Here is a 19,684-nt window from a genome sequence, read left to right as displayed (position 1 = left end):
TCTACAACGGGCCGCGGACCCGGGCGATGAGCAGGGCGACGTCGTCCTGGTCGTTGCCCTCGCGGAGCTCGGCGAGCAGCAGGTCGCAGGTGGCCTCCAGGTCGAGCCGGTGGCGGTCGAGGAGGTCGACGAGGACCGCGAGGCGGGTGTCGATGTCCTCGTCGCGGGTCTCCACCAGCCCGTCGGTGTAGAGGACGAGCTGGTCGCCGGGGGCGAGCTCCACGCCGACGCTCTCGAAGGGGACGCCGCCCACGCCCAGCGGCGCGCCCGTGGGCAGGTCCAGCAGGACGGGCCGGGATCCCGGCCGCATCAGGACCGGGGGCAGATGGCCGGCGTTGGCGACGCGGCAGCACGCCTCGCGGTGGTCGTAGACGGCGTAGACGCAGGTGGCGATGGTCTGGTCGAGACCACTGGCGGTGCGGTCGAGGTGGTGGAGCACCCGGCCGGGGTCGAGGCCGAGGCCGGAGAGCGTACGGGCGGCGGTGCGCAGCTGGCCCATGGCCGCGGCGGCGTTGATGCCGCTGCCCATGACGTCCCCCACGACGAGGGCGCTCCGGGCGCCTCCCTGCGGGATGACGTCGAACCAGTCGCCGCCGACCTGGACGGCCGCCCCGGCGGGCTGGTAGCGGTAGGCGACCTCCAGGCCGACCAGGTTCTGGGGCCGCTGGGGCAGCAGGTTCCGCTGGAGGGTGAGGACGGTGGCACGTTCGCGCTGGTACCAGCGGGCGTTGTCGATGCAGACGGCCGCGCGGGCGGCGAGCTCGCCCGCGAGGACGACATCGTCCTCGCCGAAGGGCTCGGGGTTGGCGATGCGCTTGAGGTCCAGGACGCCGAGCACCTCGCCCCGGGCGATCAGCGGTACGGCCAGGTAGGAGTGGAGCCCGGCGCGGCCGAGGAGCCCGGCGGACGTGGCGTCGCGGGCGATCCGGCCCAGGTCCTCGGGTGCCACGCGGGCCAGCAGGACGGGCCGGGCGGTGTTCACGCAATGGGCGACCAGCCGGTCGGGGTCGTACTTGGCGATCTCCCCGGGCGGGTCGGCGGCCCGTACGGCGTCGGTCACGGCGCCGCCGCCGGCCGAGGCGACGGCGAGGGCCCGGAAGACGGCGGCCCGTTCGTTCGGCGGGGTGGCGTTGCCGTGGAGGGCGGTGTCGAGGATGTCGACGGCCGCCACGTCGGCCAGGTCGGGGACGACGACCCCGGCCAGTTCCCGGGCGGTCTGGTCGAGGTCGAGGGTGGTGCCGATGAGCACGGACGCGTCGGCGATCAGGGCCAGTCTGCGGCGGGCCGCGGTGGCGGCCCGGTGCCGGTCGGTGATGTCGACGTCCGAGGTGGCCAGCCCCATCGGCCGGCCGGCGGGGTCCTCCAGCCGGTAGCAGGAGACGAGCCGGGCCCGTTCCCCGGCGGCGGTGTCGGCGGTGGGACCGACGGTGAAGTGGTCCACCAGGGGGACGCCGGTCGCGAGGACCCGGCGCATGGCCCGTTCCACCGCGTCGGCCTCGTCGGCGGGCAGGAAGGGCAGCGCCTCGCGCACATGGCGGCCCACATAGGCCCGGGCGGGCAGGCCGTGGATGCGTTCCAGAGCTGGGTTGACCATGACGTACCGCAGCTCGGTGTCGAGGACGGCGAGCCCGATCGGGGACTGGGCCACCAGCCGCAGCGACAGGGCCAGGTCCCGCTCGACGTCCCGGAGGATCTCCTGGTCGGTGGCCATCCCGAGGGCGTAGACCCGGCCGTCCTTGTCCTCCAGCCGCATATTGCGGAATTCCAGCAGCCGGGTGGTGCCGTCCTTGTGCCGGGCGGGGAAGACCCCGGCCCAGCTGCCCCCGCCGCCCATGACCTTGGCGAACAGCCGCAGGACCTCGTCGAGGTTCTCCTCGTCCACCAGGAGCTGGGCGGCGTATTTCCCCAGGGCCTCGGCGGCGGTCCAGCCGAAGAGCTCCTCGGCCTGCGGGCTCCACAGGACGATCCGGCCGTCCTGGTCGAGGACCACCGCGGCGACGCTGAGCACGTCCAGCAGGCTGCCGGGCTCGTAGGGGGTGCCCCTGGCCCGGCCCGGGTCCGGCCGGGACGCGTCGGTCGTACCCATCCGAGGTCCTCCTTCCGCCCGCTCGGGGTGGTGCGGCGGCCTCGCGCCCGGGTGTGCGCCCGGTCCGTCCTCCCGGTCCTCCCTCGCCTCGCCGTCACGCCGCAGCGTCTTCCATGTTCTCTCCGAACCCGCCCACCGCCCACCGCGCGGGCCTGCGGCCGGACGAACGGGGGCGGCCCGGGAGCCGCCGGAGAGCGCCGGGAGGGTTCTCAGCCGAGGGGAACGGTTCCGGGCAGCGGAAGGGTGAACCAGATCGTCTTGCCGCCGCCGGAGGCGTGGTGGCCCCACTCGGTGGCCAGCTGCTCGACGAGCCAGATGCCCCGGCCGTTCTCGCTGTCCGCGCCGGCCTCGCCGCACAGCGGCAGCCGGCCGCCGCCGTCGGTGACCTGCACGACCAGCTGGGCGGGGGTGCGGCTGAGGGCGAGCCGGACCTCTCCGGAGCCCTCGGGAACGTGCACGATGGCGTTCGTGACCAGCTCCGAGAGGAGCAGGACGGCGTCGTCGGCGAGCTCGTGGAGGCCCCACTCGGCCAGCAGGCCCCGGGAGAAGCGGCGGGCGGCCGCCACGGAGCGGGGCGATGAGGGCAGACAGACCGCGCCGGAGGACGGCGGGCCCGGGGGCGTCCGGCGGGCCGTCCGGAGGGCCGGCGGGCTGTGCACACACCAGGGGACTCCGTGGCCCCACTCGCCGAGGACTCCCCGGGGGCGGGTCGTCCACTCGGCGATCGGCTCATGGGCACGCGGGAAGGCGTCGGCCGTATGCGAGGGACTCAAAGTGGCACGTCGGAATGCAGGCATCGGGCTCTGGGACGTTCGAGGGGGGACGCGAAGGTCGCCGGACGACGGGTCGTCCTGTGCCCCGCCACGGCTCGGGGGGAGCGCCGTGCGGGCCGTCTTCGCCAGGGATTCCCCCAACATTCGCCCCGTTTCCGTCATAGGTCTATACCCTTTGGGTCACCGTCTCCCCACGGAGTGCGATATCCGCAGGCCGGGAGGGGTTTCAGGGGCGTAAAGTCGATGTGAGCGAGGCCACGGCCCGCCCGATGCCATGCCATGCCGTCCCCCGGGGCCGCCGGGGCCCGCGGGGCGCGGGTCCCGGCGGGGCGTCCCGTCAGGATCTGGCCGGGCACTCCTTCCACGCGAGGTGGTAGGTGGTGTTGATGCTGCCGTCCGTGGAGTCCATGGTCATGAAGCTGGTGGACTTGCTGGGGTCGGAGGTGCCCGCGTTGACCCGCAGCTCGGTGTTGATGTTGAAGTTCCGCAGCTCGCCGCAGGGCGCCCAGACCAGCGCGGCGATGGGCACGCTGTCGGTGGCCTGCCAGTTGTCGGCGTAGTGCCCCTTGAACGTGTGGCTGCTCGGGGTGGTGACGGGCGAGCCCTGGAAGTAGTACGAGGCCTTCTCGACGCCCGAGGCACCCGGCTCGAGGCTCGCGTAGCCGCGGTAGTCGGCGGCGGCGATCGCGTAGGTGAAGCCCTGGGGGACGTGGACGTTCAGGTTGAGCTGGCAGTTCTTGCGGAAGTCGGTGGGCTTGGAGCCGACGCCGACCTGGGCGAGGTAGTCGCTGTAGGTGACCGTGAAGGCCGTGTTGTCGGGCGAGACCGCGACGGCGGCGGTCCCGGCCGGACAGCCCGAGCCGTTGACCGTGGCGACCTCGATCACGATCTTGTCCGGCGGCGGGTTGGTGATGACGGAGGAGGGGTTGTGCGTGGACAGCGGCGCCGCGAGCAGGGTCGCGATCGCACCCGCGGTGAAAAGACCGGTGGGCATGGCGCTCCAATCGATTGGGCGGCGGGAGTGACGACTGACTCGGGTGACTCAGGTGCCGGACGGCCGGGAGGGCGGGCGGCGGTGCGGGCCGCGACACGACTTACGGTGCGGATCGCGACACGACCCAAACAAGCCATGCACATGACAACCCACGCCCTCTTCCGGGGCCCGTAGGACTGGGAGCGTTGGCATCGTAGGGGGCGGGAAGGGGGTTGACCAGACTCTCCGCCCGCGCCCGGCGGCGACCCCCGCGACACGTCCGCCGGGGTGAATTCCCCGGATCTGGCCGAAAGTTGTCGTCAACCGTGTATCCCCTGGTCACCGGGCGGGAACCGGTTCCGCCCGGTTGTCGCGCGCGGGTCTTTGCGCCAGACTGGACTTTTAGTTAGGGCTAAAGGTGGCATGCTGCACCCAAGGAAAGCCCGGAAGACAGCTGGTGGGGGGACGACATGGCCTGGCGCAGGAGCGGTCACGAAGGCGGACACGGCGCGGCGCCGGCGGGAGCCCGGCTCGCCCGGCAGACGACGGCCTCGCTGGCCGGCCTGCTGGCCGAACGGGACATGACCCGCAAGGACCTGGCCGAGCAGCTCGGCGTCTCCCCCGGCCGGGTCAGTCAGATCCTCTCGGGCGACGAGAACCTCACGCTGCGCTCGCTGGCCGCGGTCGCCGAATCCCTCGACGCCACGATCGAGATCACCTTCCGGGACGCCTCCGGCGCCCAGAAGCACCACCACGACGACGCTCCCGGCCGTCTGGAGACCGCCCCCGCCCCTCCCCTGGCCCGCTCGCGCCAGCGCTGAGCAGCCGTCGCCAAACGATTGCCGAACGGCCTGAGCACGCTCAGAGCTGGGGAACGCCCCGGGTGTCCGCGTCCGGCGTGCCCGGCCCGCCGCCGAGGGCCTCGTCCATGTCCGAGGGGACCAGATAGCGCTCCTTCAGGGCGAGGATCTTCTCCCCGTCGCTGCGCTTGCCGTGCGCGTGCGCGAGCTCCAGCAGATGCCGCAGATACTGCTCGGCTTCCCCGAACGCCCGCTTCACCTGGCGGATCTCGTCGGGCCCGGGCAGCCGGCCCTGGAGCCGGGCGGCCTTCTTGACCTTCGTCTCCACGTTGATCCACTTCTGCGCCGCCACCCGCACCTCCTTGTGCCGCTCGTTGATCTCACGCTTGGCCAGCGCCCGGGCCCGGCTCGTACGGCCCTGGATGTCGACCCGCAGCAGCAGGTGGGACCTGATGTCGTCGGCGTAGTAGTCGAGGTGCCAGCAGTCCCGGAAGCCCTCGGCCATCCGCTCGCACCAGTCGGCCCGGTCCGCCCGCAGGCGTAGCGCCAGTTGGTGGAGCAGCAGGGAGTTGCCGAGCGTCAGAACGGCCATGGCGGGGCCGCCGCCGTTGCGCTCGCCGCCCCTGCCCCGGGGGCTCACCCCCCAGCCGGTGGCGACGCCCACGGCCATCGGGGGCACGCTGGGGGTGAGGGGCAGCAGGACCCCGCCGGCCAGGGCGGCCATGCCGGAGGTCCACAGCACGACGCACAGCGCCAGCGCCGAGGAGCGCGCCGTCCCCAGCAGCCTGCCGTCCTCCCGGAAGCGGAAGACCAGGCACACCCAGGTCACGGGCGCACAGACGGCGGCGGGCAGGACCCACTCGGAGATGATGGACGCCTGGTCCAGTGCCACATCGGCTCCCGGTCGCGAACTCAAGGGGGACGGCCGCGCCTTCGTGACACCCGCGCCGAGAAGCACGGACGGCGGCGCCGGACCGAGCGCTTGTCCCACTCGGCTCGACAGCTTTCACTCGGCGCGCACCGCGACGACCCGATGATGTTCCCACCGCGCCCATTACGGCGTGCGACGATCCGGCCAACCTCTGGGGGCGACCGAATGATTCACGCCATACCTGTCCGGCGGAACAGCTGTCCGGCGGACGCCGCCGGGCCGGGGGGGGCGGGGCCAACGCCCGGCCCGGCGGCGTCCGGTCGGCGGAGGATCAGCCGCGGACCTTGGCCACGACGGCCATGACCAGGGCGGTCAGGGAGGCGCGCAGCTCCTCGTCGACGGGCAGGCCGTCCTCGCCGAGGGCGGTGTGGGCCTTGGCCACGCACAGCTCGTCGCCGACGACGTCGGCGCCGCAGGCGGTCAGCACCTTGCGCAGCTCGGCCTGGGCGAACTTGGCGCCGTAGCCGCTGGGGCTGGCGCCGATGACGGCGGCGGTCTTGCCGTGGAGGGCGCTGGCCTGGTACGGGCGGGAGGCCCAGTCGAGGGCGTTCTTCAGCTGGCCGGGCAGGGAGGAGTTGTACTCGGGGGTGGCGAACAGCAGGGCGTCCGCGGCGAGCATCGCCTCGCGCATCGCCCGCACACCGGCGCCCGGCGCGGCCTCGTCGTCCTCGTTGAAGGGCTCGACGGCGGCGAGACCGTCCCACAGCTCCAGCTTCACCTCGGCGCCCGCCAGTTCGCCGGCCGCGCGCAGGATGGCGGCGTTGACGGAGGCGGTACGGGTGCTTCCGGATATCGCGAGGACGCGGACGGTGTCGGTGGTGGTGGCGGTCATGTAAACAAGTTCTCCTGTTGTGACAAAAATGCCGCCTGGACGACGGCTTGACGTACTGAGGATCTATCAACCAGGGAACGTAGCACCCGCACGGCCGCGTTCCGCCCCGGATGGGACGCGGCCTGCTCCGGAACGGCCGCGACGACCGGGGAGGAATGCGGTGAAGTTCCATGAATGGGACGGTCCGGTGGGTGCGCCATGAGCCGGGAGGTGCTCGTCCGGCAGGCCCCGCGCCCGTATCGCACCCTGGCCTACGGCACCCACCCGGACCAGGTCGTCGATCTGTGGCCCGCGCCCCGGGACGGCGCTCCCCTGGTGCTGATCGTCCACGGCGGCTTCTGGCGGGCCGAGTACGACCGCAGGCACATCCGTCCCATGGCCAACGCCCTGGCCGCGTCGGGGTACGCGGTCGTCGCGGCCGAGTACCGGCGCACGGGGACTCCCGGCGGGGGCTGGCCCGGCACCTTCGACGACATCGCGGCGGTGGCGGACGCGACGGCCGGGCTGGCCGCGCGCCATGGCGCGGACCCGCGCCGGCAGGTCTGGGTCGGTCACTCGGCGGGCGGCCATCTCGCGCTGTGGGCGGCGTCCCGGCACCGATTGCCGGAGGGTTCGCCGTGGCACGCCGCGCGTACGGACGCGGCCGTACTCTGCCTGGCGGGCTGCGCCTCGCCGACCCTGGCGGCGCTGTGGGACCTCGACGAGGGAGCGGCGCGGACGCTGCTCGGAGGGACGCCCGAGGGCGTACCGGAACGTTACGCCGCCGCCGATCCGGGGTGGCTGCTGCCCACGGGGGTACGGGTGACGCTGGTGCACGGTACGGCGGACGAGCAGATTCCGGTGGCGATGAGCCGGACGTTCGCCTCCCGGGCCCGACGGCTGGGGGATCCGGTGGCGCTGGTCGAGCTGCCGGGGGTGGAGCACTTCGCGCTGATCGACCCGCGCTCGGAGGCCTGGCCCGAGGTGCTCGCCGCGCTGGCCGCGCTGGCGGACCCGGCGCGGTAGCGGCGGGGCGGTCCGCGACGCCGGGCCGTGGGGGGCGCCGGTCCCCCAACGGCGGGTTCGCACCCGCCCGTCAGCACGGCCGTCGTTCCTCCAGTGGCGGGTTCTCGGCCAGCCAGTCGAGGTAGTGCGGACTGCGGCGCACGGCGGTGGCGTAGACGCGGTCGGCGCGGGCGGCGATGGCGGGGGCGTGCGCGCTGAGCGCGCCCTGCCGGTGCCACAGCAGCAGGTGCCGGATCCGTAGGGGGGTGCCCGTCAGGGGGCGGGGGACGATGCCGGGGGTGGCGCGGAAGGTGGCCTGGCCCAGGCCTACCGCCTGGCCGTCGGCGATGAGTTCGCGGGCCGCACCGGCCTCGGCGTCGTGCCGGACTCTCGGAGTGAAGCCCGCGCGGGCGCAGGCGGTGGTGAAGGAGTCGAACAGGCCGTTGCCCTGACTGGCCGGAAGGGTCCATTCCGCGTCGGCCAGTTCCGCCAGCCGGAGCTCCGGCCGGGCGGCCAGGGGGTGGACCTGGGGCAGCAGGACGAAGGCCGGTTCGGTGGCGACGATCGCCGAGCGCAGGTCGGGCGGCAGCTCGGAGGACGGCCGGACGTACTCGGCCACGGCGGCCAGGTCCTGCTGGCCGCTGACCACGAGGTCGGCGGCGGTGGCGAGGTTGGGCTCGGTGCGCAGGGTGGGCAGGGCGCCGGGGAAGAGCTCCTGGAGCTCGCGCACCAGGCCCACCGCGAGCGGGCCGGGGGTGGCCACGTACCGCAGGGGGCGGCGGCCCTCGGTGGAGCCGGCGTGCAGCGCGGACTCGCGCTGGATCGCCTCGATCGACGGGAGCACCGAGCGCGCCCTGGCGAGCACGAACTCGCCCAGCGCGGTGGGCGAGGCACCGTGCCGGGACCGGGCGAACAGGGCGCCGCCCAGGACCCGTTCGATCCGCTGGATCTGCGCGGTGAGGGAGGGCTGGGAGACTCCCAGCGCGGCGGCCGCGCGGGTGATGCTGCCGGTGTCGGCTATCGCGCAGACCACCTTGAGGTGGCGCACTTCGAGATCCATAACCCGCATCCTATGGACGAATGCGATTACTTGAAAGTTCTAGCTCTTGTCAGGATGGTGACGCCACACAGCCACCGAACGGGATCCTGGGAGGACACCGATGGCCGACAGGGGCGACGTGCTCATCGCGCGCCGAGTCATGGAGCTGGTCCTGCGTCATCAACGCAAGGGACAGCGGACGGGCGGCTGCGCCCACACCCCCTGCCCGGACTGCCGGGACGCCCATCTCGCCCGCGTCACGCGGTACGTCGAGGCCGGCGAGCCCGTGCGGTTCGTGCTGCCGGCCTTCCCCGGCAAGTCCCCCAACGCCGCCAAGGTGCTGGGGACGCTGCCCGACATGGCGGAGCGGCTGGCGCTGGGCTTCCTCGCCGGGCTGACCGCGCGGATCCGCGCGGTGTACGCGCCGGGGGCCGAGATCCTCATCTGCTCCGACGGCCGGGTCTTCAGCGACGCGGTCGGCATCCCGGACGAGCACATCACCGCCTATCAGCGGGAGACGCGGCGGATCGTCGACGCGCTGCCGGAGCCGAGCGGCATCGGCCTGTTCAACCTGGAGGACGTGCCGGAGTTCGCCGGACTCGGCCACGACCGGATGCGGGAGCTCCTCGCCGAGCGGTACGCCGAGCCCCTGGAGTCGCTGAAGGAGCGGGTGCGGGCGGGTGAGGAGGTCGCGCTCTACCGGGCCATGACGCGCTTCCTCTTCGAGGACGGCAACACCCCCGGCTACACCGGCAGCAGGGCCGCCCTCCAGCGCGACGCCCGGAGCCGCGCGTACACCGTGATGCAGCGCAGCAAGGCGTGGGGCGACCTGCTCGCCGAGCGGTTCCCCGGGGCCGTGCGGCTGTCCATCCATCCGCAGCCCTGCGGCGCGGAGAAGGTCGGCATCCATCTCGTGGACACCCCGGACAGCTGGCTGACGCCCTGGCACAGCGTGGCGCTGGACACCGGCGGCGGCCGGTACGTCCTGGTCAAGCGGAGCGAGGCCGAGGAGCGGGGCGCCGAGCCGGTCCTGGTGGCCGGCCGCCCGAGCCACTACGCGCTCCGCGTGCCCGTCACGGCCGCTGCCTGACCGGGCGCCCCCACCCCCGTATCCACCGAAGGGCCCGTCATGACCAGCAGCACCCTGGACACCACCGACCACCTCTCCGGCCACCCGGTCAGCGCGCTGGAGCCGTTCGGCGTCCGCGTCGACGCCGCCTCGCCCGGCGCCGGGCTCGCCGGCCTGCCCATAGCCGGGCTGCGTGAACTGGCCCGGCGTCACCACCTCGTGCTGCTGCGCGGCTTCACCGGCTTCGCGGACGCCGCGGCGCTCACCGAGTGGAGCGCCCGCTGGGGCGAGATCGGCATGTGGCCCTACGGGGCCGTGCTGGAGCTCGTCGAGCACGACGAGCCCGACGACCACATCTTCGACCACCGCCATGTGCCGCTGCACTGGGACGGCATGTACCGCGAGCAGATCGCCGAGTTCCAGATCTTCCAGTGCGTCTCCGCGCCGGGTGAGGGCGACGGCGGCCGGACCACGTTCTCACAGACCGAGGCCGTGCTCCGCGACGCCGCCCCGGAGCACCGGGAGCTGTGGGAGCGGGTCACCGGCCGCTACCGCCGGGCGGTCTCGGACTACGCGGGCGAGTGCGTCTCGCCGGTCGTCACCACGCGCCCGGGCGGCCGTGCGGTGATCCGCTACAACGAGCCGGTCGCGGCGGGCGAGATCTTCCTCAACCAGCCGGACCTGGAGTTCACCGGCGTGCCCGGGGAGCTGCTGCCCGAGTTCCACCGCACGCTGCGGGCCGCCCTGCACGACCCGCGCCACCTGTACGCGCACGGCTGGCGGGACGGGGACGTGGTCGTCGCCGACAACTACACGCTGCTGCACGGCCGGGAGGCCTTCACCAGCCGCTCGCCGCGCCATCTGCGGCGCGTCCATGTGCTCGGCGCCCCGCCGCTGGAGAACACCGCGCTGGTACGCCGATAGCCGGTACTCCGGCAAGCGCTCAGGCCAGCGGCAGCTCGGCCCAGATGACCTTGCCCTCGGGCGTGTAACGGGTGCCCCAGCGCTCGGCGAGCTGGGCGACGAGGAACAGGCCCCGGCCGCCCTCGTCCTCCGCCGCCGCGTAGCGCAGGTGCGGGGCCGTGCTGCTGGTGTCGGACACCTCGCAGATGAGGACCCGTTCGCGCAGCAGCCTTACCCGGATGGGGCCGGAGGCGTGCCGGATGGCGTTGGTGATCAGCTCGCTGAGGATCAGCTCCGTGGTGAACACCGCCTCCTCCAGCCCCCACTCGCTCAGCTGCCGGGTGACGTCGGACCGGGCGCGGCCCACCACGGCCGGGTCGGAGGGCAGCTCCCACTCCGCCGACCGCCCGGGCTCCAGGATCCGGGTGCGCGCGGCGAGCAGGGCGATGTCGTCGGTCTGCTCGGCGGGCAGCAGCGCCTCCAGGACGGCCTCGCAGGTCTGCTGGGGCGTGCGGTCGGGCCGGGCCAGGGTGTGGGAGAGGATGGTCAGGCCGGTGTCGAAGTCGCGGCGGCGGTCCTCGACGAGGCCGTCGGTGTAGAGCACCAGGCTGCTGCCCTCGGTCAGGGACAGCTCCATGGCCTCGAAGGGCATGCCTCCCACGCCGAGCGGCGGGCCGGCGGGCAGCTCGGGGAAGGTGACCTCGCCGTCCGGGGTGACCACGGCCGGCAGGGGATGGCCCGCGCGGGCCATGCTGCAGATTCCGGAGGTGGGGTCGTAGATGGCGTACAGGCAGGTGGCGCCCGCGATCGCGGCGTCCCCGCCGGTGTCCCCGCCGGCCTCCTCACCGGCCTCCGCCGCCTCCTGGTCGATGCGGGCGACCAGTTCGTCGAGGTGCCCGAGGAGCTCGTCCGGGGGCAGGTCGAGGGCGGAGAAGTTCTGCACGGCCGTACGCAGCCGCCCCATGGTGGCGGCCGCGTGGAGACCGTGGCCGACCACGTCGCCCACGACGAGGGCGACCCGGGCGCCGGGCAGCGGGATGACGTCGAACCAGTCGCCGCCCACCCCGGCCTGGGCGGGCAGGTAGCGGTAGGCGATGTCGAGGGCGCTCTGCTCGGGCACACCGCGCGGCAGCAGGCTGTGCTGGAGGGTGACGGCCATGGCGTGCTCGCGGGTGAAGCGGCGGGCGTTGTCGATGCACACGGCGGCGCGGGCGGCCAGCTCCTCGGCCAGGGACAGGTCCTCCTCCTCGAAGGGCTCGCTCCCCTCGGCGCGCCAGAAGTTGACGATGCCCATCAGCACGCCGCGCGCCTTCAGCGGCACGGTGATCAGCGAGTGGAAGCCGTAGTCCAGGATCTGCTGGGTGCGCATGGGGTCCTGGGTGCGCCAGCCGGTGGAGTCCGCGAGGTGCGGTACGAGCACGGGGTGCCCGCTGACGAAGCCCTGGGCCTGCGGGGTGGGCGACGCGAACCGGTGGAGCTCGCCCGCCCCGTACAGGGGGTGGTCGTCGTGGGCGCCGCTGACCGCGACCCGGCGCAGTTCCGGGGCGCCGGCCGTCGAGGGGCGGGGCTCCTCGCCGTGCAGGACGGGCTCGGCGAGATCGACGGTGGTGTAGTCGGAGAAGCGGGGGGAGGACACCTGGGTGAGCTCCTCGGCGGTGCTCTTGACGTCCAGGGTGGTGCCGACGGCCACGCTCGCGTCGTAGAGCAGCCGCAGCCGTTCGCGGGCGAGCTCGGCCTTGCCGGCGAGCGCGCGCAGCTCGGTGGAGTCACGCAGCGTGGCCACGCTGCCGGGCGGGCCGCCCCCGCGGTCGGTGCGCCGGTTGTTGACGGCCAGCATCCGCTCCCCGACGGGGATCACCTCGTCGGTGGCGACCCGGCGGGAGACCAGCAGTTCCGCCATCCGGGGGTCCAGGCCGAGCTCGTCGACGGGCCGGCCCTCGGTGTCCGGGGGCAGGTCCAGGAGCCGGCGGGCCTCGTCGTTGGCCAGCATGACGCGGCCGTCGCCGCCGACGATGACCACGCCCTCGCGCACGGCGTGCAGCACCGCGTCGTGGTGCTCGTACATCCGCGTCATCTCGGCCGGGCCCAGGCCATGGGTCTGGCGCCGCAGCCGTCTGCTGACCAGCCAGGTGCCACCCGTGGCCAGCAGCAGCGCGATGGCACCGGCGATCAGCACCACGGGCAGCAGCCGGTCGGCGGCACTGCTCACCCGGCTGACCTTCATCCCGGACGCGACCATGCCGACGACCCGGCCGCGGTCGGTCACCGGGACGACGACCTGGAGCTCCTCGCCCAGGGGGCCGTTGACGTCCTCGACGGTGGTGCGGCCCTCCAGCGAGGGCCCGATGGTGCCGACGAACTTCTTCCCGATCAGCCGGGGGTCCGGGTGGGAGTAGCGGATGCCCTGCCGGTTCATCACGACGATGAAGTCGACCCCGCCCTTTCTGCGGGCGTCCTCGGCCAGGGGCTGGAGCACGGCGGACGGGTCGGGGCCGCTCAGCGTGGCCACCATGCCGGGGCCGTGGGCGAACGCCTCGGCGGCGGCGAGCGAGCGGTCGCGCGCCGCCTGGAATCTGTCGCTCCGCGCCTGGAGCAGCAGGGTGACCGCCGCGGCCACGACGAGCAGCACAACGATCAGCACCTGCAGCACGAACATCTGTCCGGCAACGCTACGGGTGCTCGCCGCGGCGAACCAACGGCCCGAGGGCCTCCAGGAGCGGCCCTGGCTTCGGGCCATACCCCATGTCTACCCTGCCGCCTTCCGCCGCGCGAACGGTGCGCGGCCACGCCGGGCGACCACCGGCCACCGCCGGGCGGCCCGGAGGCGGTCCGGCGCGCCCGGGCGCGTGTCGGGACGGGCCGAGCGTCGTTGACCATATCGGGCCCAATCGCCCTCCCGCCCCGTAATCGAGACCAAGGAATCGAGACCAAGGAATCCGTGATGCGCCTGATCCGCACCGCAGTGGCCGCCCTCGGGGGCCTTCTCCTCGCCGTCACGCTGCCCGCCGGCACGGCGTTCGCCGCGAACGGCCAGTTCCTCTGGCTGGGCCCGAAGGCGAAGGCCTACTCCATCCAGAACCCGCCCGACAACAAGTGCTACGACATGGGTCAGGAGGCCCACGCCGCCCACAACGAGACGAAGACGCCGCTCGTCGTCTACGCCAAGAAGAAGTGCAAGGGGGAGGCGACCCGGCTCGCTCCGGGGCAGCAGGCACCGCAGGGCGCCGGCTTCCAGAGCGTGATCTTCAACCCGCGCTGAGCCCGCACCCACCGCTGCGCACCGACCGCTGCGCGCCGCCCGGGCCGGACACCGGCCCGGGCGGCGGCGTGTTTCCGGGGGCCGTGCCGGTCGGGAAACCGCGACGATACGAAACCGCCCCGACCGGCGGGTGCCGGTCGGGGCGGTGTGCCGGGCGGACGGCCGGACGGCGGTGGGCCGTCCGGGTCCGTCCGGTTCCGGGTGGGTCAGGCCAGGGTCGAGATGGCCTGGTTGAAGGTCGCGGACGGGCGCATGACGGCCTCGGCCTTGGCCGCGTCGGGCTGGTAGTAGCCACCGATGTCGGCCGGCTGGCCCTGGACGGCGTTCAGCTCGTCGACGATCTTCTGCTCGTTGGCGGAGAGCGTCTCGGCGAGCGGGGCGAAGGCCTTGGCCAGGTCCGCGTCGGCGGTCTGCGCGGCCAGCTCCTGGGCCCAGTACATGGCCAGGTAGAAGTGGCTGCCGCGGTTGTCGATGCCGCCGACGCGACGGGTCGGGGACTTGTCCTCGTTGAGGAAGGTCGCCGTGGCGCGGTCGAGGGCGTCGGCGAGGACCTGGGCGCGCTGCTCGCCGGTGGTCTTCGCGAAGTGCTCCAGGGACGGGACCAGCGCGAAGAACTCGCCGAGCGAGTCCCAGCGCAGGTAGTTCTCCTTGACCAGCTGCTGGACGTGCTTGGGGGCGGAGCCGCCGGCGCCCGTCTCGAAGAGGCCGCCGCCCGCCATCAGCGGGACGACCGACAGCATCTTGGCGCTGGTGCCCAGCTCCAGGATCGGGAAGAGGTCGGTGAGGTAGTCGCGGAGCACGTTGCCGGTGACGGAGATGGTGTTCTCGCCGCGGCGGATGCGCTCGACGGACAGCTTGGTCGCCTCGACCGGGGACAGGACGCGGATGTCCAGGCCCTCGGTGTCGTGCTCGGGCAGGTACTGCTCGATCTTGGCGATCAGGTTGGCGTCGTGGGCGCGGGTCTCGTCGAGCCAGAAGACGGCCGGGTCGCCGGTGGCGCGGGCACGGGTGACGGCCAGCTTCACCCAGTCCTTGATCGGGGCGTCCTTGGTCTGGCAGGCGCGGAAGATGTCGCCGGCGGAGACGGTCTGCTCCAGAACGACGTTCCCGGCCTGGTCGACCAGGCGGACGGTGCCGGTGACCGGGATCTCGAAGGTCTTGTCGTGGCTGCCGTACTCCTCGGCCTTCTGGGCCATCAGACCGACGTTGGGCACGGTGCCCATCGTGGCCGGGTCGAAGGCGCCGTGGGCGCGGCAGTCGTCGATGACGACCTGGTAGACGCCCGCGTAACTGCTGTCGGGCAGCACGGCGAGGGTGTCGGCCTCCTGGCCGTCCGGGCCCCACATGTGGCCGGAGGTGCGGATCATGGCCGGCATGGAGGCGTCGACGATGACGTCGCTGGGGACGTGGAGGTTGGTGATGCCGCGGTCGGAGTCGACCATCGCCAGGGCCGGGCCCTCGGCGAGCTCGGCCTCGAAGGACGCCTTGATCGCGTCGCCCTCGGGCAGCGCCTCCAGGCCCTTGAAGATGCCGCCGAGGCCGTCGTTCGGGGTGAGGCCGGCCGCGGCCAGGGTGCCACCGTGCGCGGCGAAGGTCTTCGGGAAGAAGGCGCGGACCACGTGACCGAAGACGATCGGGTCGGAGACCTTCATCATCGTGGCCTTGAGGTGGACCGAGAACAGCACGTCCTCGGCCTTGGCGCGGGCCACCTGCGCCATGAGGAACTCGCGCAGCGCGGCGACGCGCATGACGGAGGCGTCGACGACCTCGCCGGCGAGCACCGGTACGGACTCGCGCAGGACGGTGGTGGAGCCGTCGTCACCCGCCAGCTCGATGCGCAGCGCGCCGGCCTCGGCGATGATCGCGGACTTCTCGGTGGAGCGGAAGTCGTCGGCGCCCATGGTGGCGACGTTCGTCTTCGACTCGGAGGTCCAGGCGCCCATGCGGTGCGGGTGGGTCTTGGCGTAGTTCTTCACCGAGGCGGGGGCGCGGCGGTCGGAGTTGCCCTCGCGCAGGACCGGGTTGACGGCGCTGCCCTTGACCTTGTCGTAGCGGGCGCGGATGTCGCGCTCCTCGTCGGTCTTCGGGTCGTCCGGGTAGTCCGGCAGCGCGTAGCCCTGCTCCTGGAGCTCCGCGACCGCGGCCTTCAGCTGCGGGATCGAGGCCGAGATGTTCGGCAGCTTGATGATGTTGGCGCCGGGCGTCTTGGCCAGCTCGCCGAGCTCGGCGAGGGCGTCGGCGACGCGCTGGCCCTCCTCGAGGTACTCGGGGAAGCCGGCGATGATCCGGCCCGCCAGGGAGATGTCACGGGTCTCCACAGTGACGCCGGCCTGCGAGGCATAGGCCTTGACCACGGGCAGGAAGGAATGCGTCGCCAGGGCCGGCGCCTCGTCGGTGTGGGTATAGATGATGGTCGAGTCAGTCACCGGGTGCTCCGCTCCACGTCTATAACATTGCTTGACATCAAGATATCTCGTGCCGGGCGTCTCCTCGACAGGACCCCGCCTCCGGGGCGGGCCGGCACTCCGGCCCGCCCGGCGGGCCGGGCGGGAGCCGGCGGCCCTCGACGCGCTCCCCCACCTGACCGCGGCCGTGGTCCACGGCGACCTCGGTGGTGAGAACGTCCTGTGGGACACCTCCGGCGGACTGCCGCGGCTGAGCGGCGTGGTCGACTGGGACGAGGGCGTCCCCGCGCGGATCGCGGCGCGCGGCACGTTCGCCCTCCAGCAGGCCCTGTACGCACTGCGCGACGGTGACGAGGAGGAGCTGGCGGACGGCCTGACCGGCTACCGCTGAGCCCACGCCGGCCCCTCCTGCGCGGTCCGCTGCTCCCACCGGTGGGGCCCGCTCTCGTACGGGCCCGGTCCGCGAGCCGCACCGCGGCGTCCGCCGGGCGGACGGAGACGCGGCGGCACCCCGGCTCAGTTCCCCGGCTCGGTCCCCGGCAGCCGGACCTCGCCCGTGCCCAGTGCGATCACGGCCCGGGGCCGCATGGGTCCGTCGCCGCGCCGGGAGAGGAGGGCCACCTCCCCGACCACCGCCGACAGGGTGCCGAGCCGGGCGGCGCACTCGGCGGCCAGCTGCCGTGGGTCCTGGGTGCGGCCGAGGGACAGATGCGGGGTGAAGCGGTCGCCGCGTCCGTGACACAGCGGGAATCGCGACTCCAGCGCCCTGTGGAGGCGGGCCCACGGTGCCGGGCCGGCCGCGGCCGGGTCGAGCCATACCGTCGCGTAGTGCCGGTGCCGGAAGTACCGGACGCCCGCCAGTCGCGCCGTGAACGCCGCGCTCTCCGCCGCCCCGGCGGCGAGCAGCGGCACGGCACGCGCGAACTCCTCCTCCGGTACGAAGCCGAACAGCAGGTTCACATGCGGTGGCCACCGCCGTACCTGTGGATCGTGCTCCCAGCGGATGTCCTGGATCGGCGGCCACAGCTCCCGGGGCGGCAGCCAGGCCACCGCCGTCCGGGCCGTCGGCGCCGCCGCGAGCACGGCCGGCGGCTCGGCCCCACCGAAGGCTCCGTCGAAGGCCCGGTTCCCGTTCACACCGCCATGGTGTCCGGGGCCGCGCCCGGAGCGCACGCGATCACCCTGACCGCCGGTGTGCAATTCCGGTCAAGGACCGGTGATCGTCAGGGAGTTGACACAACGGTCAATAGTCACCGCTCTCAACCATACGCAGGACAATCAAGCTTCCCGCACATCCCAGGGCTCCCGGAGCCGAAGCGAATCAATGCGCCAACCACCTACCGGTCGTTGACGCGTGCCATGCGCACATGCGTACGCTTCTCGATATCCCGTTCAAGCTTCGGCGGAACGGCATGCGCGCGACACCGTTGGCGTTCGGCCCACTCCCCACACTCGTGGCCCGGTGAACACGGAGGTCCGGCAGTTTGAAGACACACACGCACTCATGGCCCGCATGGCCCAGGTACACCCCGCAGACCGAGGAACGCCTGCTCGCGGCGCTGCGGTCGGGCCGCTGGACGGTCAGCGGCGCCTATACGGGCGAGCAGTCCTTCGAGGAGTCCTTCGCCCGGGCCTTCGCCGGGTATCTCGGCGCCGCGCACGCGGTCCCCACCTGCAACGGCTCGGCCGCGCTCACCGTCGCCCTGGAGGCGCTGGACGTCGGTCCCGGTGACGAGGTGCTCGTCCCGGGCCTCACCTGGGTGGCCTGCGCCTCCTCCGTCCTGCGCGTCGGCGCGACCCCCGTGCTCGCCGACGTCGACCCGGACACCCTGTGCATGTCCGTCGCGGCGGCCGAGGCCGCGCTCACCCCCAGGACCAAGGTCGTCATGGCGGTGCATCTGTACGGGTCCGCCGTGGACCTCGACGCCATGGGCGCGCTGACCCGCCGGCACGGCCTGGCGCTGCTGGAGGACTGCTCGCACGTGCACGGCGCCACCTGGCGCGGGCGCCGCCTGGGGAGCTTCGGTGACGTGGCGGCGTTCAGCCTCCAGCAGACCAAGCTGCTCACCTCCGGGGAGGGCGGCGTCGCGGTGACCTCCGACCCGGAGATCCACTCCCGTCTCTACCGCAAACGGGCCGACGGCCGCCGGCACCGGACGGGCACCCCGGCCGGCGAGCTGGAGCTGGAGGAGCTGCCGGGCGTGCAGGGCTACAACTACTGCATGAGCGAGTTCAACGCGGCCGTCGCGCTGGACGGGCTCGGCCGGCTCGACGAGGAGAACGATCGACGCAGGGCCTCCATGCGGCGCCTGGAGGAGCTGCTCAAGGACGTCGAGGGCGTGTACCCCCTCGTCCGGCCCGCCGCGCTGACCGCCGAGGCCGCCTACCAGGTCTGCGTCCGGCTGCGTCCGGAGGTGTTCGGCCACGGGGCCAAGCACAAGGTCGCCGCCCTGCTCTCCCAGCAGCTCGGGGCGCACATCGAGCCCGCCGACTCGGCGCTCAACCGCAACGACCTCTACCAGCCGCTCAGTTCCGGCTGGGCCGGGGCCGGCGCCGACCCGCGGCGGGCCCGGGACCTGGACCCGGCGCGGTTCGAGCTGCCCGTCGCCGAGGCCGCGGGGGAGAACGCCGTCGTCCTCCCGCACTGGATGTTCCTCGCCCCGCCGGAGCACATGGAGCTCGTGGCCGCGGCGCTGGGGACGGCCCGGACCCGGCTGGGCGTCGTCTGACGCCTCGCGAGGTCCGCGTTTCCGGCAGCTCCGCCCCACGACGAAAGGGCATGCCATGACCCCCCGTACCGCGCCGGGCGACGCCGCCGTGCGCACGGTGACATCGACGGACGGCGGAACCCTCACCCAGGGCGACGCCGTCGGCTTCCTGCGCGCCCTGCCCGACGCCACCGCCCGTCTGGTGGTCACCTCCCCCTGGTTCACCGGCCCCTTCACGGCCTCCTCCACCGACCCCACCAGCCCCGGCTTCGTCAAATGGCTCGACCCGTTCCTGACGGAGATCGCCCGGGTGCTCCGGCCGGACGGCAGCCTCGTGATGGAGCTGGGCTGCTGCTGGGCGGAGGACGCACCGGTGCGCACCGTGCAGAACTTCTCCGCGATCAACAGCCTGCTCGCCGGCGGCGACTGGCATCTGCTCCAGGAGTTCTACTGGTACAACCCCGGCTTCCTGGACGCCGAGGTGGAGTGGTCCGACCGGCGCCGGGAGCGCTTCGAGGACTGCGTGAGCATGTGGTTCTGGCTGGCCAGGACACCCGATGTACCGGTGGACGTCCAAGGGGTGCGCGGCTTCCAGAACCACCTCACCCGGGCGTACGGCAACTTCCTCGTCCTGGGCGACTCCACGGCCGACGACCACGGACCGGGCCCCGGCCCCGGCGACGTACCCGGCGACCCGTCCGGCGAGCGGGCCCGGGCCCACGCCGAGCGCTTCCCGGTGGCACTGCCCGAGTACTTCATCCGCCTGCTCACCCGGGAGGGCGAGCTGGTGGTCGACCCCTTCGCCGGGACCGGTGCCACGGCCCTGGCCGCCGAGGCCACCGGCCGCGCCTGGGCGTGCAACGACTTCTCGGACGAGGCGACCGGGATCGCCCAGCGGCGCATCGACGCATTACGAAGGTGA

At 73.2% G+C, this 19,684-nt stretch carries 16 protein-coding genes and 1 pseudogene; 8 read left to right on the top strand and 9 right to left on the bottom strand.

All coding sequences use genetic code 11. The features are described from left to right. Position 1: 1 nt before the first annotated feature. The 3 genes from RM609_RS09515 to RM609_RS09505 all read right to left on the bottom strand — a co-directional run bounded on the left by RM609_RS09515 (position 2) and on the right by RM609_RS09505 (position 3,853). Positions 2-2,086 carry a SpoIIE family protein phosphatase gene (locus RM609_RS09515; RefSeq protein WP_311609546.1) on the bottom strand — a complete coding sequence of 695 codons (2,085 nt, stop codon included), beginning with the start codon at positions 2,084-2,086 and terminating at the stop codon, positions 2-4. A gap of 209 nt (positions 2,087-2,295) precedes the next feature. Beyond that, on the bottom strand, positions 2,296-2,859 hold the full coding sequence (locus RM609_RS09510) for an ATP-binding protein (protein WP_311609545.1): 564 nt from the start codon (positions 2,857-2,859) through the stop codon (positions 2,296-2,298). Between the two features lie 337 nt (positions 2,860-3,196). Further along, entirely contained in the window at positions 3,197-3,853 is a 657-nt protein-coding gene (locus RM609_RS09505) for a DUF4360 domain-containing protein (RefSeq protein WP_311609544.1), read from the bottom strand. A 449-nt stretch (positions 3,854-4,302) separates the two neighbouring features. Between RM609_RS09505 and RM609_RS09500 the strand changes: the two genes are divergently transcribed. After that, positions 4,303-4,653: a helix-turn-helix transcriptional regulator gene (locus tag RM609_RS09500; protein ID WP_311609542.1), complete on the top strand. Its 351-nt coding sequence runs from the start codon at positions 4,303-4,305 to the stop codon at positions 4,651-4,653. 40 nt (positions 4,654-4,693) lie between these two features. On the opposite strand, the gene RM609_RS09495 is transcribed toward RM609_RS09500, so the two are convergent. Then, positions 4,694-5,524 carry a hypothetical protein gene (locus tag RM609_RS09495; RefSeq protein ID WP_311609540.1) on the bottom strand — a complete coding sequence of 277 codons (831 nt, stop codon included), beginning with the start codon at positions 5,522-5,524 and terminating at the stop codon, positions 4,694-4,696. A 310-nt stretch (positions 5,525-5,834) separates the two neighbouring features. Then, positions 5,835-6,395 (bottom strand): NADPH-dependent FMN reductase, encoded by a 561-nt coding sequence (locus RM609_RS09490; protein ID WP_311609539.1) that lies wholly within the window; start codon positions 6,393-6,395, stop codon positions 5,835-5,837. Between the two features lie 198 nt (positions 6,396-6,593). On the opposite strand from RM609_RS09490, the gene RM609_RS09485 reads away from it, so the two are divergent. Further along, on the top strand, positions 6,594-7,400 hold the full coding sequence (locus RM609_RS09485; RefSeq protein WP_311609537.1) for an alpha/beta hydrolase family protein: 807 nt from the start codon (positions 6,594-6,596) through the stop codon (positions 7,398-7,400). A 70-nt stretch (positions 7,401-7,470) separates the two neighbouring features. Here the strand turns inward: RM609_RS09485 and RM609_RS09480 are convergent, their stop codons facing one another. After that, entirely contained in the window at positions 7,471-8,439 is a 969-nt protein-coding gene (locus RM609_RS09480; protein WP_311609536.1) for a LysR family transcriptional regulator, read from the bottom strand. Positions 8,440-8,539: 100 nt separating this feature from the next. On the opposite strand from RM609_RS09480, the gene RM609_RS09475 reads away from it, so the two are divergent. Together RM609_RS09475 and RM609_RS09470 are read left to right on the top strand one after the other, a co-directional pair. Next, the gene (locus tag RM609_RS09475) at positions 8,540-9,508 is read left to right on the top strand and encodes an L-tyrosine/L-tryptophan isonitrile synthase family protein (protein WP_311609534.1); all 969 of its coding nucleotides are present in this window, start codon (positions 8,540-8,542) and stop codon (positions 9,506-9,508) included. Positions 9,509-9,547: 39 nt separating this feature from the next. After that, a complete protein-coding gene (locus RM609_RS09470) occupies positions 9,548-10,411 on the top strand; it encodes a TauD/TfdA dioxygenase family protein (RefSeq protein ID WP_311609533.1) in 864 nt (287 codons plus the stop codon). 19 nt (positions 10,412-10,430) lie between these two features. Here the strand turns inward: RM609_RS09470 and RM609_RS09465 are convergent, their stop codons facing one another. Beyond that, positions 10,431-13,046, bottom strand: a complete 2,616-nt coding sequence (locus tag RM609_RS09465; protein ID WP_311609531.1) for a SpoIIE family protein phosphatase — start codon at positions 13,044-13,046, stop codon at positions 10,431-10,433. A 285-nt stretch (positions 13,047-13,331) separates the two neighbouring features. On the opposite strand from RM609_RS09465, the gene RM609_RS09460 reads away from it, so the two are divergent. Then, the gene (locus tag RM609_RS09460) at positions 13,332-13,649 is read left to right on the top strand and encodes a hypothetical protein (protein WP_311609529.1); all 318 of its coding nucleotides are present in this window, start codon (positions 13,332-13,334) and stop codon (positions 13,647-13,649) included. 206 nt (positions 13,650-13,855) lie between these two features. Here the strand turns inward: RM609_RS09460 and RM609_RS09455 are convergent, their stop codons facing one another. After that, positions 13,856-16,075, bottom strand: coding sequence for an NADP-dependent isocitrate dehydrogenase (locus RM609_RS09455; protein ID WP_311609527.1), 2,220 nt, complete (start codon positions 16,073-16,075; stop codon positions 13,856-13,858). A 112-nt stretch (positions 16,076-16,187) separates the two neighbouring features. On the opposite strand from RM609_RS09455, the pseudogene RM609_RS09450 reads away from it, so the two are divergent. Beyond that, positions 16,188-16,445: pseudogene (locus RM609_RS09450) on the top strand (phosphotransferase); the annotation flags it as partial. Between the two features lie 125 nt (positions 16,446-16,570). Here RM609_RS09450 and RM609_RS09445 read toward each other — a convergent pair. Further along, positions 16,571-17,191 carry a 2'-5' RNA ligase family protein gene (locus RM609_RS09445; RefSeq protein ID WP_311609525.1) on the bottom strand — a complete coding sequence of 207 codons (621 nt, stop codon included), beginning with the start codon at positions 17,189-17,191 and terminating at the stop codon, positions 16,571-16,573. Between the two features lie 347 nt (positions 17,192-17,538). Between RM609_RS09445 and RM609_RS09440 the strand changes: the two genes are divergently transcribed. Both RM609_RS09440 and RM609_RS09435 read left to right on the top strand, forming a co-directional pair. Beyond that, positions 17,539-18,783, top strand: a complete 1,245-nt coding sequence (locus RM609_RS09440) for a DegT/DnrJ/EryC1/StrS family aminotransferase (RefSeq protein WP_311609524.1) — start codon at positions 17,539-17,541, stop codon at positions 18,781-18,783. A gap of 55 nt (positions 18,784-18,838) precedes the next feature. Next, complete coding sequence (locus tag RM609_RS09435) at positions 18,839-19,684, top strand: DNA methyltransferase (protein WP_311609523.1); 846 nt, start codon at positions 18,839-18,841, stop codon at positions 19,682-19,684.

The sequence above is a fragment of the Streptomyces hesseae genome, from assembly GCF_031845785.1.
In the GTDB taxonomy this organism is placed as follows: Bacteria; Actinomycetota; Actinomycetes; order Streptomycetales; family Streptomycetaceae; genus Streptomyces; species Streptomyces hesseae.
This window is presented reverse-complemented; position numbering and strand designations above follow the sequence as displayed.